Genomic DNA, 16,758 nt, shown 5'->3' with positions numbered 1-16,758 from the left:
GATCTTAAACGTGAGAGAAAGCATATGGCACAACTGGGGCTATTACTGCGGCTGGACAGTGAAATGCGTCCCAACCCCGATGAAGACATGGATTAACCACCACAACTCACTGCCTGTCTCACAAAGTCGGCCTCTTTTTGGTGTAATATTCAATTTAAAGTGGCACTTAGTTCGCCATACCGTTAAACTTTTGCACGTCAGTACCAGTATGATTAAATGGATTAATCAGGGTTCAGACTGGGATGACATCGGGCAGAGCGCACGATGCGCAGCCAACTGGAACAAACCTTAAGGTTTTGCATATGGAAATCACGATTTTATTGCTGCTTGTGTTATTGCTGATGTTGCATTGTCTGTTTGGTTATAAGGCCATTAACAGCACGGCCAAAATCACCACCAGGCAAAAGCTGCTGTGGTGTGTATTGAGTCTTGGATTAGGTCCTGCTGGCTATTATTTTTATCAGGGCCTCATACCTTGTGACATGTTGGAACATGAATAGCTAACTAAATCTTTCTTAAACAAAAAGCCCCATGAATGGGGCTTTTTGTTTGACTCGAGCTGATTTAAATTTGGCTGTGTTCCAGAATCAAGTCCAAATCCGGTGGTCTCTTCAGCACCGGAGCCTGACCTTCAGCGACCGCTTGTTTGTACGATTGACTCATTTTAAGCGCAAGATACAAATCAGAGCGAATAAGCAAACCTCCCTCACCGGTGGGGATCCCCTGTGCGTCACACCAAGTTATCAACTGGCGTTTTCGCCCCGCCAAAATCAATCGTATATGACGCCGTTTGAAGAAGTTATGCAGCTCAGACAGCATAGCCATCACACTGATATCCGGGTGCGTAAAACAAGGCACGGCATCAATAATCACTACTTCCGGGGTTTCCGGCTCAGCGGCAATTTTTTCAATCAGCCTGCGCTTGAAATAACTGGCATTAAAGTAAGTCAGTGGCGAATTGAATCGATAGATAAATACACCGGGTACCGGGGTTGCTTTATCTGATCCATCAAGGCTTCGCAGCGTCCCTTTGCTGTCCAGACCCAGACACTGATCGCTTGGTCGCATCACCACCTGTAAAAACTGGAACAGACCAAGCAGCACAGCCAGAGTGATCCCGGGGATGACCCCAATCAGCAGCACAGCCACAAACGTGGTGGCCGCCAGTAAAAATGCACGGTTATCTCGTTTTCTAAGCTTCCACAGGGTTTTTAAATCAATCAGTGACCAGGATGCCACCACCAACACCACCCCCAAAGCTGCCTGAGGAATAAATGACAAAGGTGCGGTAAAAAACCAGGCAACCATCGCGATTATCGCTGCAGCAATAACAGACACCAACTGGCTTTTACCACCACTGGCGTCGTTAACGGCAGTACGGGAATCGGCGCCACTGACTGCAAATCCCTGAGACAGTGCAGATGCAATGTTGGCAATACCCAAGGCTCGGAATTCTTTATCGGGGTCAATATCATAGCCATTTTTGGCGGCAAAACTGCGAGCAGTCAGCATCATGCTCACAAAGCTCACCATGGCCAGGTTCAGTGCGGGCATTACCAGTTCACGGGCAAGCCCGATATCAAATGCCGGCAACTGAAACGTCGGCATATTACTGGTTAAATCTCCCACCAACGCCACGTCAAACCGCTCAAGACTTGCAGCCCAGGCCACCGACGAACAGGCAACAATCACCACCATGGCAGCAGGCCACCCAGGCCGCAACCGCTTGACCAGTAAAAATACCAGAACGGCACTCAGGCTCATCGCCAACGTCGCCCAATGAATTTGGCTGAGGTAACCCGGCGCAGCAAGGATGCGATCCAGCAGATAGCGCTCATCAAAACTGAACCCCAATATCTTGGATGCCTGGCCAACTATGATAGTGATGGCTACACCGTTAATAAGTCCCATTAGAATGGGCTTGGATAGAAAGTCCGCCAAAATACCCAATTTAAAGCGACTCGCAAGCAGGCACCAAAAGCCCGTCATGGCGGTCATGGTCATAACAAGCTGCCAGTGCTTGATAGTGTCACCTGCAGCCAAGGGGGTGACAACAGCGGCAACCACGGCACAGGTAGCAGCATCGGGTCCGACAATAAGTTGCCTGGAAGTGCCAAACAGTGCATATACCAACATCGGCAGAATACAGGAATACAAGCCCACCAGTGCATTTACACCAGTCAACTGCGCGTACGCAATGGCCACTGGTAACGCCACAGCACTGACGGATAATGCAGCCCTGACATCATCCTTTAACCATTCTTTTTGATAACTCTTTATTGATGCCAGTCCCGGCATCAGGGACAACACACGCGACATGCCAACTCCTTGCAAACACTGCCAATCTCCAGCCTTATCCTTGAATTAGCGCAATTTGTCTATCCCCGCCAGTAAAATTAGTCCATTGAATGACAGATTTGTGTCAATTTTTGTCCATCAATTGCGCTGACAAATGCCCCATAACAGTTGCCAGGACAGCCATAACTGTTTAGCCAATCCTGTGATTGGCTACCGGTATTGGCCGCTGTTCAGACAACCACCATCGGCAAGGTCGCCAACAAACACAGCGCCATGGCAAGATTAAAGATGCGCCGATGCTTGCTGGTACGGAGTAAACGGCCAATAGCCTGCCCGAGGAACACCCAGGTGAATGAAGCGGGCAATCCCACCAGATTGAATACCAGCACCATCATCAGGGCGCTGTACCAGTAACCATCACCCGCAAGGGTAAAAGCGCTGCAAAGCGTCATTACCGCAAGCCAGCTTTTGGGGTTAATCCACTGAAATACCGCGGCCTCCATCACTCCCATGGGTTCGGTGCGCCCGCCGTTGTTATCCCCGGTCGGCGCGGTGGCAATTTTATAAGCAAGCCACAGCAGGTACGCCAGCGCAACCAACTTAAGGCTTTGATGCAACATCGGAAACTCTTCAAACAGAGTGCCAAGTCCCAGCAATACCGCCACGTGCAATGAGGTAGTGCCGAGCCGAATACCCACCACATGGCGCAAGGTGCGCCGCACCCCAAAATTGGCTCCGGATTGCGCCAACAAAACATTATTGGGGCCGGGTGTCATGGTCATAGTGGCGCAGAACAATGCAGCTGAAACTATTAGAGTGGTCAAGGTCGGATCCATATACATCCTAAACATTGTATCGATACATTAATGGGTGGTATTCACTGAATTATTTCCATACTATATCGAGACAAAATGAGATCAATGGGAATATTGTCATGCGTACAATTTGGGTGCCTTCGCTGGAAAGGTTCAGCGGCAGCAAATACGAAAAGCTCGCTGCTGCCATTGGCGAAGCCATCGATGAAGGTATTCTGGCTCCCGGCAGCAAGCTTCCTCCCCAGCGGCGATTAGCTGATGCTTTGGGCATCACTCTAGGCACTGTCACCCGCGCTTACACTCTGGCGATTCACCGTGGCTGGGTTGAAGCCCGTGTCGGTGACGGCACCTATGTACGTCAGCTAAGCCATGTGCAGCAAGGCCCCCTCGATTTGGCCACCTGCCAGCAGGCCATTACCGATCAGGCCACTGTACTTGGCGAAGTGCTGTATCGCCTTGGCCGCGACCCGCATCGACTGGCCAGCCTGCTTGATTATCACGCCGCGCCTTTGGATGCACAGCACAGCACCGTATTTGATTACCTTAAACACATGGGGATTGATGACTTTGGTGGCAAACTGGTATTCACTCAGGGTGCCCAGCAGGCGCTCTATGCAGCTCTGGCCAGTTGCTGTGAGCCAGGTGACTGGGTGCTGCACGAAGCCTGGTGTTATCCGGGTCTGAATAAGGCCGCCGCTGAGCTTAAGCTCAATCTTGCCGGCGTTCCTTTAACAAACGATGGACTGGATTTAGCCTGCCTCGAGGAAGCCATCGGACACCATCATCCCAAAGCCATGTATCTCACCCCTAACTGCCAAAACCCGGGCTGCATTGGTTACAGTGAGGCACAAAGGCATCAGGTACTGGCACTCGCCCGCCGTCACGGTATCACCATCATCGAAGACGATGTGAACTATTGCACCGCTGACGAGTGGCAAACGCCATTATGGCAATTGGCGGCAGATGCTGACTCAGTGGTGTACATCAGCAGCTTATCGAAACGCTTTGCCGGGGGCATTCGCTTTGGCTTTATGCTGACGCCGCAAAGACTGCTTGGCCGTATTAATCAGCTTATTCACGCCCAGTGCTGGATGGTATCGCCGCTGCTGATTGAGCTTGGCTGTGATCTTATTCGGGCCGGCGGCATACATCAGCATAGAGACAGCTGGATAACCAGCCTGCAGCAACGCTTTCTCGCCATGGCAAATGACCTGGGCCTGGAAGCAAAAAGTCGTGGACTCAATGGCTTGCTGATGCTTCCGGCGGGCTACCGCGCCAGCCATCTTATTGGCGCATTGGCAAGCCAGGGGATCCTTGGCCGCAGCCTTTCTGATTTCGGCGGCCCGGCCAATGGCGTGCGCTTAAGCCTCGGGCGTATCCCCAAGGGTAAGGAAGACGAGGTTTTTGCCCGGATCCATGCCACACTGATGGAGCTTTTTTCCCACGCCAATGCGGTGGTGTGAGCACTGCAACAATTGTTTGCAATTGACGCCAAAAGGTGGCTGGCCGCAGGCGCCGCACTGCCCTAAGATGACAAGTCCGGCTGTGGGTGGGGACCCCAGCCAACATACAAGCAACGCCTGATTTTTTCGGCATTCATCCACGAGAGGTAACAGTGGGAGCTCAGTCACAGCCCGAAACCACCCAAACAAATTCAAGCCAGCTGGCCGGCAGAGCCTGGCTTATTCCGCTGCTTGCGTCCATAGTCGCTATCACGCCGCTGGCCATTGATATGTACCTGCCCGCCATGTCGGCCATTGCCGATAGCTTAAACTCCGACATCACCCGGCTGCAGCAAAGCCTCAGTGTTTATCTTGCCGGTTACGCCTGCGGCCTGCTTCTGTTTGGGCCACTGGCGGACAAATACGGCCGCCGCCCGCTGGTGCTCATAGGTCTTACCGGCTTTGGTGTTTGCAGTTTACTGTTGGCCCATGCCACTACGCCGGAAAGCTTTTTCGTGCTGCGGTTTATGCAGGCCATGATAGGTTCTGCCGCCACCGTAGTGGTGCCTGGCTATGTCAAAATCCTTTATGGTGAAAACACCGCCAAGGGCATGTCTTACGTCAGCCTTATTATGATGCTGGCACCGCTTATCGCGCCCAGTATCGGCAGTTTTATTTTGAAGATAAGCCATTGGCAGATGGTGTTTTATGTTCTGGCTGTCTATGCCTTTGCCGCGCTGATACTGGTATTTTTCGGCCTGAAAATACCAGAGCCACAAAAGGCGAATACACAAAAGCCGGGCTTTATTCAGGCGTACAAAACCGTACTTTCACGACCGGGAGTAAAAGGGTTTATCGCCAGCGGCGTGCTTACTTCCTTTGCGTTTTTCTGTTATCTCACAGCGTCAGCGTTTGTGTTTATGGAAGTGTTTGGACTGGACAGCCATCATTTCGCCATGGTGTTTGCTGCCAACGTAGGTGCACTGATGGCGGCAAACGTGGTTAATTCTCGGATTGTCGGCCGTTATGGTTCCCTCCGGCTTCTCAGGGCTTCCAGCGTACTGGGGGTGATATTTGCCCTGCTGTTGGTTGCTGCCAATGTGTTGGGGCTGGGCTTGATGGCCACCATGGCGACACTGATACCGCTGATGGCCTGCCTTGGGGTAATGTCGGTGAATGCCGATGCCATAGTACTGCTCAAGTTTCAGCAGGAAACCGGCACTGTGACCGCGGTTATTGGTACCCTGAGATTTGGTATTGGCGCAACCGCAGGCCCACTGCTTGCTTTGCTCTACACGGGTACGGCGGTGCCGTTTTCTTCACTGATGCTGCTCGCGGTAATGCTTGCCCTAGGGTGTCAGCAACTGAGCCGCCGCGCCCAGGATTGAAGATACTGCAAAAATGCCCACCTTCGCCCGGAGTATTTATTTCGGGCAAAAACACAACAAAAACCCTTTTAATCCAGAAGGTTACAATCGAATTACGTACGGATCAGACCGGATAAACGGTTGATATCCAGCCCTTTAATGTTGAATTTTCTTTAAGTTCGTTGTTTTTTTTGAAATACGGCTTGAAATTGAGCAAGCTTTTTTGAAAGATGAAGGCCTGTCCATTAGTGACAGTTGCCACACCGAACCGGTTCGGTGCTGAGCTTCTTACCCGAAGTCCTGGCAATTGTGCGAGCTCCTGGTATCCCGGGGACTTGGTTTTAGAGCGATTACCGTCGCTGTAACAATGTACTGTTTACCGTAACGGTATCTATTTTGAGGATGCACGAATGGAAAAGCTTTCCGGCGCCAGCATGATCGTCCGATCACTTATCGATGAAGGCGTAAAGCATATTTTCGGTTACCCAGGCGGCTCTGTCCTGGACATCTACGATGCCCTGCATGAAAGTTCCAACATAGAACATATTCTGGTTCGTCACGAGCAAGCGGCCGTGCATATGGCCGATGGCTATGCCCGCGCCACCGGTGATGTGGGCGTGGTACTGGTAACCTCGGGTCCCGGTGCCACCAACGCCATTACCGGTATTGCCACCGCCTATATGGATTCGGTGCCGCTGGTAGTACTGTCGGGCCAGGTACCATCAAGCCTGATTGGCAACGATGCCTTCCAGGAATGCGACATGATTGGTATTTCCCGCCCTATCGTAAAGCACTCCTTTTTAGTGAAGGATCCACGGGATATACCCAGCACCATCAAAAAAGCCTTTTACATTGCTGCCACCGGTCGCCCGGGTCCTGTGGTGGTGGATTTGCCCAAAGACACCCTGAATCCGGCGCTCAAATTTGACTATGAATATCCTTCTGAAGTCAAAATGCGTTCATACAACCCCACGGTAACAGGTCACAAGGGACAGATACGACGCGGCCTGCAAACGCTGTTGGCTGCGAAAAAACCAGTGCTGTACGTAGGTGGTGGCGCCATTATCTCAGCCTGTCAGCCACAAATTATGGCGCTGTCAGAACGGCTCAACATACCTGTGGTCAATACCTTAATGGGTCTTGGCGCTTTTCCGGGCACACACCCCAACAATATCGGTATGTTAGGGATGCACGGCACCTACGAAGCCAATATGACCATGCACGAGAGCGATCTGATTTTTGGTATCGGGGTTCGTTTTGACGATCGCACCACCAATAATGTGCAAAAATATTGCCCCAACGCCACAGTGCTGCATATCGACATTGACCCTTCTTCCATCTCCAAAACCGTGCAGGCGCATATCCCTATTGTGGGCAGTGCTGACAAGGTGTTGGATGAAATGCTGGCACTGCTCGATGAAGGCCAGTACGGCAAAATAGATGAAGCGGCCATCGATTGTTGGTGGAAAGACATCAACAGCTGGCGCGCCCGCAAGTGCCTGTCTTACGAGGCAAGCAGCGAGAAAATCAAGCCACAACAAGTGATTGAAACCCTGTATCGTCTCACCAGGGGGGATGCCTATGTGGCATCGGATGTGGGTCAGCACCAGATGTTTGCCGCGCTCTACTATCCATTTGACAAGCCCCGCCGCTGGATTAACTCAGGCGGCCTAGGCACCATGGGGTTTGGCTTACCCGCCGCTATGGGGGTCAAGATGGCAATGCCCGATGAAACCGTAGTCTGCGTGACCGGCGATGGCTCCATTCAGATGAATATTCAAGAGCTGTCCACTGCGATGCAATATGATGTACCGGTGAAAATCATCAATCTTAACAACCGCTTCCTGGGTATGGTGAAACAGTGGCAGGACATGATTTATGCCGGACGTCACTCCCATTCTTATATGGATTCAGTGCCCGACTTTGCCAAAATTGCTGAAGCCTATGGCCACGTAGGTATCACAATCACCCGCCCCGATGAGCTGGAAAGTAAGCTTGCAGAAGCACTGTCATTAACCGACAGGCTGGTGTTTGTGGATATCAATGTCGATGAAACCGAGCACGTGTACCCCATGCAGATCCGCGGGGGAGCGATGAACGAAATGTGGCTGAGTAAAACGGAGAAAAGCTGATGCGCCGGATCATATCTGTACTTTTGGAAAACCAGCCTGGTGCCCTCTCCCGTGTAGTGGGCCTGTTTTCTCAGCGGGCATACAACATAGAATGCCTGACGGTTGCACCCACCGACGACCCAACCCTGTCACGGATGAACATTACCGTTGCCGCCGATGAAATGGTGCTTGAGCAAATCGAAAAGCAACTTCACAAGTTGATTGATGTGCTCAAGGTGTCCAACATTACCGAGTCAGCCCATATAGAACGTGAGCTTGCCCTGGTTAAGGTACGAGCCCATGGAGATATTCGCGAGGAAATCAAACGCAGCGCCGATATCTTTCGTGGCCAGATTGTGGATGTCACTGCCAGTCACTATACGATTCAACTGGCCGGCACCAGTGACAAACTGGATGCCTTTATCAGTGCCATGGCCGAAGTCACCAAGGTAGTGGAAGTCTCCCGCTCCGGTGTGGTTGGCCTCTCCCGCGGTGAAAAATCCATGCGAGCCTGATGAAGCCAGGTCCGCAACATTTACCAGCTAGAGGTTTACAATAACAACCCGGCGCTATACAGGGTTATCCGCAGCTGAAACGCAAAACGCCGGTCATAGACCGGCGTTTTTTATGGCGCTGAAGTTGTGGTTATTCAACGTTTTCCAGTACGGGACGGGCGCCAATTTCAATCTTGCGCGGCTTTAAGGCTTCAGGAATTTCCCGTACCAGGTCAATGTTCAACAGGCCGTTTTCAAGATAGGCACCCGTGACAGTCACATAGTCCGCCAACTGGAAAGTGCGCTCAAAACCACGCTCTGCGATGCCCTGATAAAGATACTTACGCTCTGCGCTCTTGTCCTGCTTGTTGCCTTTCACCACCAGCTTGTCACCTTCGCTGCTTATATCCAGTTCTTCCATGGCAAAGCCTGCCACTGCCATGGTGATCCGATAACGGTTTTCACCCAGAAGCTCAATGTTGTAGGGTGGATAGCCGGCATTGCCATTATTGGCAGCGGCATGTTCGGCCAGCTGCGCCAGGCGGTCAAAACCAATGGCACTGCGGTAAAGGGGAGTCAAATCATAGTTACGCATCGCTATATCCTCATCTAAAGCAATATATAAGTGTTGGCCGACGGCTGTCGCACCAGATTATTGGGCCAGTTTGGCGCCAGAAACGGCATCCCCGAAGGCAATGCCCGAGCCCGGTTTATCGCGGCTCAATGTTTTATATGAGGGCAGCTTTTTGACTTTCAACCCACAAAAAGAAAAAGGCCGGAAATCCGGCCTTTTTACTTCACAACATCAAGATTACTGTGCGGTCACTTCGCAGCCCAGTGGGCTGTTAGAGTTGGTATATACAATATCACCTACTGGGTTGTAGTCAGTAGCCTTGATAGAACCCTTGGTCTTGAAGAATTCATACAGGACGTCGGCATCGACATAACCAGTCTGAACCGGTGCCAGTTTTGGATATCCGTCACCACCGGCAGCGTTGAAGCTTGGCACGGTGAAGGTGTAGCTTGCATCTGCTGCAAAGCCCTTACCGTTCACATCGCTGATGTCCACTGTTTTGGCGGTACAGTCAACGGTCATCTTCACGCCGGTAATTTGAGCATAGGCACCAGAGCCGCGCTGCATGGTGGCCACTGCCGCCAGGTATTCAGCCAGCTCAGTACCAGTCATGGTGCTCAGGGTAACCATGTTGCCAAAAGGCTGCACGGTCAGCACGTCGCGGTAAGAGATGTCACCGGCATCGATAGAAGCACGCACGCCACCGGAGTTCATCACACCCACATCCGCCTTCACTTTTACGGCCTGCGCCATGGCAATCAGACGGCCGAGGTTGGTTTGCTCATTACGAACGAGAGCACGGTCACCTTCCAAACGCCCATCAGTAGATGCGATAACCTCATCCAGAGAGGCCTGGCCTTTGTCTTGGTAGTATTGCAGCAGCTCTTTGAGCTCAGCATCCGGCTCAATGGCATCAGCAACCAGAACCTTAATCTTGTTACCACCTTCGTCCACAGCAGACATTTTCAGGTTAACCGGAATGAGCTTGTAAGACGCCAGGTGCAGTTCGCCGTTGAAGTATTCAAAGTCAGCGCGGCCAACATACTTACCCCACTCGTGAGCCTGCATGATCCAGGTGCCGTTTTGCTGATCAGGAGTACATTCATCACCAGGCTTAAAGTCAGCGTAGTTATTGGTGCCTGCTTCCATACAGACCGGATTTTGTGAGTGACCACCGATAACCAGCTGCAGATCGCCTGCGTTCAGGCTGCGGGCCATGGCCACATCTCCAGGGGCATTGCTGCCGTTTTGGGCATCGGCATAGTGACCCATGTGAGTAACAGCGAAAATCAAATCGGCCTTGTTACCGTCTTTGATTTCCTTGATAACTTTAGCCACTTCTTCTTTTGGATCGGTAAAGGTCAGCTCACTGATAAATTCAGGGTTACCGATCTTGGCAGTATCTTCGGTGGTCAAACCCACAACGGCGATACGTACGCCATTCACTTCAAACACCTTATAAGCATCAAAGTAACGGGTACCGTCAGCCTTGTAGATGTTGGCAGACAGGAATGGGAAGTCAGCCAGCTGGCGCTGCATGTCCAGCACGTTCAGAGGGTTGTCGAACTCGTGGTTACCTACCGCCATGGCGTCATAACCAATTTTGCTCATACCGATAAAATCAGGCACCGCATCCTGCAGATCTGACTCAGGCACACCTGTGTTGATGTCACCACCGGAAAGCAGCAGTACTTCGCCACCATTGTTTTCAACTTCATTGCGGATCTGATCAATCAACGTTTTACGCGCAGCCATGCCATACTCGCCGTCTTTGCTTTCCCAAAAACGGCCATGGTTATCATTGGTATGCAGCACAGTAAAAGTCTGACAGGCATCGCCAGCTTCAGCACAGGTTGTTGGCGCTACAGGCTCTTTTACGTCGGAGTCATTACAACCCGCCAGAGCCATCAAAACTGCTGTTGCCAGCATGCCTTTCATCAGTTTATGAGACATATTATCAACCCCTTGATTTTATATATTTTTAACCATCATCAATTGCTATCTAGGCTATTCTGCCTTTGGTCGCGCACAATAATAGCAATTTTGACGGAGAATTGTGGCACAAATATGAATTTTCGTGACCTAAATGTGGGTTTTCACAGCATTTTATCAACGCACTTGTTCACCCAGCAGAACAAGATAAAGTGCCACCAACGAAAAAATGCTATCCACGAACAAAGGCAATAGCAGCAAACACCGGCAAACCCGTACCAAAACAAAGGCCGCGCGCACACTCTCAAACACCACAACTGTTCACAAATAAAAACGCACCAAAGGTGCGTTAACGTTAAGTCTTAAACCGCATGGCGGTTAGTTAAGCAGTTTAGCCATCAGCCACTGACGAATGTCCCTAAGCTGATTGGGAATAACACTATGGCCCATAGGATAGGTTTGCCATTGTGTCTGATAACCCGCAGCCTTCAGTGACGAGTTAGCCATTTCACCTGCTATTAATGGCACTACGTCATCATGCTCACCATGGTGTTGCAATATCGCCGTCATTCGATTGGCCTCACTCACATCCTGTGGCAGTTGCTCTGCCCCGGGCAAGTAGCAAGATAGCGCCATAATACCTGCCAGCGGCTTTGGAAATCTTAACCCGCTAAAGAGGCTCATTACCCCCCCTTGGCTGAATCCGGCCAGCACTATGCGTTCACTGGGGATACCTTTGGCAATTTGTTCTTCTATCAGGTGCCGTACCTGTTGCTCAGATACCAACACCCCTGTCATATCGGCTCTGTCATGCAAATCCATGCTTTTAATATCGTACCAGGCCCGCATAATGTAACCGCCATTAATGGTAACCGGTTGTTCTGGAGCATGGGGAAACACAAACCGAATACCTGAATCATCGGGCAGCGCCAGCTCAGGCACTATGGGCGCAAATCCGGCACCTGAGTCCCCCAAACCATGTAGCCAGATCACCGCAGCTTTAGCTGTTACTTTTGGCTCAACCACAATCGCATCAAGTGGCGCTAATTGGTCAGTCATTGTCAATTCTCTTCCTTTGGTAGTCCGTAAAAATCGCGAATAAATGAAAGCTGTTCGTCCGTATCCAGAGGCAGTGACCAGCTTACCGCCCCGGCATCGGCAATAAGCAACCTGGGCGACTTGTGTAACCTGACATCCTCAAAAAGTGCCCGCAGCGAAGCTCCCCCATTGAGCTTGCATACCAGCTCCGATGAAGTCAGGATCAGTTTTCCATTGATTAGTTGCAGTACCATGGCGGTTCCTCCGTCAGATGAGGGTGAAAGATTGTATCAGGAAGACAGCGACAAAACAGACCCACGCCCTACTGGCTTTATTAATAGCTTCGTAAAATGCCTGGAGTCGGTGGTGAACAAGGACGAAACTCATACAACACATGATATGAGTTTCAGCTCAATCGCACTTGCCACTTGGCTGACAGAGCAAATTTCCGCAGAACACTGTGAATTCACGCCCCTGAGTTTTAAAGTCAATTCTGATGGCTGGAGCAATCTGCTTATCGACATTAATCACTGTTGGATGCTGCGACTATCACGTTATGTTACTGACGTGCAGAGACAACTCCCCCCACCAAGATTTGAATTGGAGAACAGATTGATTAGTGCTTTGACTGATGCAGGCATGGACAGTGCACTCCTGCCCCAGAGCAGTTTGTTCAACCCCGCTCTACAGTCATTGGCCGATACAGCTCATCAATCAGCGATACCAGAGCGCGCAATAGCCATGCTATACCCGAAAATTACAGGCCGACACCCGACAAATGAGGATTTTTCCGGCAGTTCTTTGAATGAACTGGCCCATGGAGTAGCGCTGTTCCTGGCAAAACTTCACAGTCTGCCCCTTGCGTCAGTGGCCCAGAATGCGGTGTCAGATTCTGCAACATCAGAACTGTCTTCTTATCCTTATGGAGATGAGTTTTTTCTTAACGATATATTGCCCAGCACACTCAAATACCTGAGCCCTAGAGGAAAACACGCGGCATATACTTATTTTGAAGATGCCTGCAACCAATTCGAATTACACAGTACAGTACCCAAAGTCATCTGCCACGGTGATTTAGGACTTGGCAACCTTCTGGTAAATCCTGAGGGAACCTTGGCTGGTGTGCTGGATTTTTCCGATATTTGTATTGGTGACCCCGCGATGGATTTTGCGCCCCTTTGGCGACGAGCTCCCCAGCATTTTGTTGAGAATATTCTCCATCATTATCGAACCCTGCTGCCAACTGGGCAGTGGCAGAAATCTCAGCCCCAAAGCCTGACGGAACGCATATGTTTTCAGACACTCAGAAAAGCGGCCTTTGTCGTCTGGTACGCTGAGCAATATGGCTTTAAAGAAGGCATGACTGCCAGCCTTAACTATCTTACCCAACATTTTGATTAAGTTTCGTTGTGAACCTGTGCTCACATCAATGGAGAATGGCACTGCTAGAAAATGGTAGCCACAGCGAATTTTAGAGCGTCTTATAATCTTTAAACTGACGCGTAAGCCGACCACATCTGCACTTAACACCCACTACATTCCCACATCCGTGAACAATGCCCCTGCATTAATCCCGGAACAGTATACTTTCGAGATTTCGCTGAGGTTGAATCGCCACTACTTCACTAGACAACTTTTAGCCTCATTAACTCTAAGTGAGATTGCAAAAAAAAAGAGCCGCATCAGCGGCTCTTTTCAGTCTTACAAGTCAATTAGAACTTGTAAGAAACTTCTGCACGATAGGTAGCACCTACACCAGCGCCTGGATAGGCGAAGCTGTTATAGAATGGCCAGCTGTCGTGAGTTACGTCAGTCTCTGGACGGGTGTTGAACAGGTTTTCAGCACTCACAGACAATGACAGGTTGTCATTGAAGTGATAGCCCATACCCAGGTTCAGCGTGTAATACGCATCAAGGCGGTCAACCTTAACTACATCACCAGTCTCAGGATCGTAGTTCTCGCCTGGCTGTTCCCATACCGGGATGTGACCGATACGATCGCCACGGATAGCCATGTTGAAATCCTGATAGCTGTAAGTCAGCACCAGAGAGGTCTTGGAACGAGGCTCAGAATTATCCTTATCATCACGGATATCTTCCAGCAAGTCTTCATCAGTCGCCTGATACTTAGTGTGCAGGATGTGAGTCCAGTTCAGGCTTGCACCGAAGTCACCGATTTCGGTAGACATCTTGTAGCTGACAGAAGCGTCGAGACCGTCCTGCTGATACTGAGACTTGTTAACAGGTGTAGTATCGATGCCTTCCAAATCGCCTTCGTTTGGCGCTCCAACCGCTCCACGGTGTACTTTAGCCTGGTTGGCAGTACACTCAGCGCTACTGGCATCCTTTCCATTCAGACCATAGGTACAGTCGTATTCCAGATCCATGATAGCCTGGGCACTTTCATCACCGATGATATCTTCCAGCTTGATGCTGTAGTAATCAAGAGTGAAACTCAGGTTTTCAATTGGCTCAGCAACGATACCCACACCCCAGTTGGTGCCGCGCTCTTCTTCCAGAGTCTTGCTACCGGAACGGGTACCCTTAAACTGGCTGGCATCACAGTTACCTGAACTTGGCACGAATGATGGGTCATCGTCGTAGTCATTTACACGGCAATCAATCCAGTCGTAAGTGCTTGAGTAGTAGCCACTGTTACCGGCAAATACATAGTGCATGTCCGGAGCACGGAAGCTTTGACCCCAGGTACCACGTACCATAAACTCATCGATTGGCTTATAAGTTACGGCAACCGACGGAGACAGACGACCACCTACATCAGTGGTAGCATCATCGTAGGCGTCATAACGGCCAGCCAGAGTCACATCCAACCCGTCAACAACAGGTACCAGAACTTCCAGACCAACAGCGTAACGGTCACGGTCACCGCCACCTTCAGTACCGGTAAGACCGTACCAACCCATACCTTCATTGTTCAGGGTACGGTCGTCCTGGATCAGGTCATAACCCTGAGTGTTAAATTCTGCAATGGCTGCAAAACCAACAGCACCAGCTGGCATATCAAACAGGTCGCCACTGATTTCGGCAGAGAAAGTACGAGAGTAGGAATCGGCGGTAATCACCTGAGTACCCAAAACGCCATCACGAACATCCTGAGTAATTACGTCGTAAATGCCGACCTTGCCTTCGCCATTGTAAAGGCCGTATGGGTTATCAATTTCACCAAGGAAATATTCAGCAACAGCTTCTTCTTTGAACCAATCACGACGGCTCTCATAGTCCATACGAGACTCTGAGTAGTAAACTTTCCAGTCGTAATTGTCAGCGATAACGCCTTTAAGACCCAAGGTCACGTTGGCACTGGATTCATCAAAGTTGGTTTTACGCTGCCCCATCTCATCGAATGAGAAAATACGCTGGTGCAGAACGTAATCACGGGTACCGTAGTTGCCTGAACCATCTGGAGTGTTCATGAACAGGTTTTCACTGAAGAAGTGACGTGAACCATAAACACCAGATTCCATTTGCGAATACATAACATCGGCAAATGCACTCAGGTTATCGTTAATGTCCAAGGTACCTGAGAAATAGGCTGAAATGTTTTCACGCTCGTTCTTGATGGTGTTGTCACCTGTGGTATCAATACCACAGTACTTACCAAAGCCTTCGCGATCAGCATAAACATAGCCAGAACCGGAATCGATACACTTCTGCTCGCCTGGATCACGGTAACCACGAGTTACGCGATCCAGTACCAGAATACCACGGGACAGAGGACCGGCACCGGCTGGGTTATCTTCAACCGAATCCATAAAGTCGCGGTCGCGAGCGTAGATAGGATCCTGCTTGGAATATTCCAGTGCAGCGGTAACTGAGTAGTTTGAACCTACGGCACCGGTTGTCAGGGAGAAGCGGCTTTGATCGCCACCACCGTCTTTGGTGGTACCCATCATGGCAGAGACAGTAGTAGACTCAACGCCTTTCTTCAGAATGATGTTTACCACACCAGCAACCGCGTCTGAACCGTAAATGGCTGAAGAGCCCTGGGTTACAACTTCAATACGTTCGATAGCAGCAAAAGGAATACCATTGAGGTTTACAAAGTTGCTCTTACCGTTATATGGAGTTGGGTTTTCAGCGATACGACGGCCGTTCAGCAACACCAGAGTGTAACCAGGGCCGAAACCACGCAGGTCGATTACGTCGGCGTTAGGGGTAAAACCACCCTGAGCACCAAATTCGTTACCTTGAACGGTACCGGTATTCTGAGACAAACCCTGCAGAGCATCAAACGCAGTGATGAAGCCCTGATCTTTCATGTCTTCAGCAGAGATTACCACTACTGGAGAAGCGATCTCCATGTCAGTACGGCTGATACGTGAACCGGTAACTTCGATGCGTTCGACTTTCTCTGACTCTTCTTTGTTGGTTTCTTCAACCTCTTCAGCAGCCATAGCGCCAAATGACAGACCGAGTGCGGCTGAAAAAAGCCCCAAACGTACCGCCGTGGAAAGTTGTGTTGCCTTGAACATTAAGCCTCCTTGTCACAAACACTACCTAGCCTGTTCTTTGTTAATCCCCGGACCAACTAGCGTGACTAATATACTTATATAGTTTTATGGTCATCCATACTGTTTAAACAGTTGAATTAATGTTGTTTTTGCCAGACCAAATGTTACCATCTGGATTATAAAGCGTCATTACGTTATCAATAGTTAGTTTGAAT

The 16,758-nt window shown here is 50.3% G+C and carries 12 protein-coding genes; 5 read left to right on the top strand and 7 right to left on the bottom strand.

The genetic code is table 11. The annotated features are described in order from the left end of the window. Nucleotides 1-564: 564 nt before the first annotated feature. Nucleotides 565-2,319 carry a SulP family inorganic anion transporter gene (locus tag ABYK60_RS11125; RefSeq protein WP_372872094.1) on the bottom strand — a complete coding sequence of 585 codons (1,755 nt, stop codon included), beginning with the start codon at nt 2,317-2,319 and terminating at the stop codon, nt 565-567. Nucleotides 2,320-2,528: 209 nt separating this feature from the next. Further along, nucleotides 2,529-3,134, bottom strand: a complete 606-nt coding sequence (locus ABYK60_RS11120) for a LysE family translocator (protein WP_372872093.1) — start codon at nt 3,132-3,134, stop codon at nt 2,529-2,531. A gap of 98 nt (nt 3,135-3,232) precedes the next feature. Between ABYK60_RS11120 and ABYK60_RS11115 the strand changes: the two genes are divergently transcribed. The 4 genes from ABYK60_RS11115 (at nt 3,233) to ilvN (ending at nt 8,548) form a co-directional block, all read left to right on the top strand. Beyond that, nucleotides 3,233-4,576: a PLP-dependent aminotransferase family protein gene (locus tag ABYK60_RS11115; RefSeq protein WP_372872092.1), complete on the top strand. Its 1,344-nt coding sequence runs from the start codon at nt 3,233-3,235 to the stop codon at nt 4,574-4,576. 152 nt (nt 4,577-4,728) lie between these two features. Further along, the gene (locus ABYK60_RS11110) at nt 4,729-5,943 is read left to right on the top strand and encodes a multidrug effflux MFS transporter (RefSeq protein WP_372872091.1); all 1,215 of its coding nucleotides are present in this window, start codon (nt 4,729-4,731) and stop codon (nt 5,941-5,943) included. Nucleotides 5,944-6,332: 389 nt separating this feature from the next. Further along, nucleotides 6,333-8,054, top strand: a complete 1,722-nt coding sequence (locus ABYK60_RS11105; protein ID WP_372872090.1) for an acetolactate synthase 3 large subunit — start codon at nt 6,333-6,335, stop codon at nt 8,052-8,054. After that, nucleotides 8,054-8,548, top strand: a complete 495-nt coding sequence (gene ilvN, locus ABYK60_RS11100) for an acetolactate synthase small subunit (RefSeq protein WP_372872089.1) — start codon at nt 8,054-8,056, stop codon at nt 8,546-8,548. Before ABYK60_RS11105 ends, ilvN begins: the two co-directional genes overlap by 1 nt. 130 nt (nt 8,549-8,678) lie before the next feature. On the opposite strand, the gene ABYK60_RS11095 is transcribed toward ilvN, so the two are convergent. From ABYK60_RS11095 to ABYK60_RS11080, 4 genes are all read right to left on the bottom strand, one after another. Then, nucleotides 8,679-9,122, bottom strand: a complete 444-nt coding sequence (locus tag ABYK60_RS11095; RefSeq protein WP_372872088.1) for an Hsp20 family protein — start codon at nt 9,120-9,122, stop codon at nt 8,679-8,681. Nucleotides 9,123-9,338: 216 nt separating this feature from the next. Then, a complete protein-coding gene (gene ushA, locus ABYK60_RS11090; protein ID WP_372872087.1) occupies nt 9,339-11,054 on the bottom strand; it encodes a bifunctional UDP-sugar hydrolase/5'-nucleotidase UshA in 1,716 nt (571 codons plus the stop codon). Between the two features lie 357 nt (nt 11,055-11,411). Then, nucleotides 11,412-12,092, bottom strand: a complete 681-nt coding sequence (locus ABYK60_RS11085) for an alpha/beta hydrolase (RefSeq protein WP_372872086.1) — start codon at nt 12,090-12,092, stop codon at nt 11,412-11,414. A 2-nt stretch (nt 12,093-12,094) separates the two neighbouring features. Next, on the bottom strand, nt 12,095-12,325 hold the full coding sequence (locus ABYK60_RS11080; protein WP_372872085.1) for a DUF3389 family protein: 231 nt from the start codon (nt 12,323-12,325) through the stop codon (nt 12,095-12,097). A 31-nt stretch (nt 12,326-12,356) separates the two neighbouring features. Between ABYK60_RS11080 and ABYK60_RS11075 the strand changes: the two genes are divergently transcribed. Further along, nucleotides 12,357-13,472: an aminoglycoside phosphotransferase family protein gene (locus ABYK60_RS11075; RefSeq protein WP_372872084.1), complete on the top strand. Its 1,116-nt coding sequence runs from the start codon at nt 12,357-12,359 to the stop codon at nt 13,470-13,472. Nucleotides 13,473-13,783: 311 nt separating this feature from the next. Here the strand turns inward: ABYK60_RS11075 and ABYK60_RS11070 are convergent, their stop codons facing one another. Continuing rightward, nucleotides 13,784-16,564, bottom strand: a complete 2,781-nt coding sequence (locus ABYK60_RS11070) for a TonB-dependent receptor plug domain-containing protein (protein ID WP_372872083.1) — start codon at nt 16,562-16,564, stop codon at nt 13,784-13,786. Between the last annotated feature and the right edge of the window lie 194 nt (nt 16,565-16,758).

This window comes from Shewanella sp. (genome assembly GCF_041630135.1).
Lineage (GTDB): Bacteria > Pseudomonadota > Gammaproteobacteria > Enterobacterales > Shewanellaceae > Shewanella.
The sequence above is the reverse complement of the archived record's forward strand: the minus strand, read 5'-3'. Positions and strand labels throughout refer to the sequence as shown.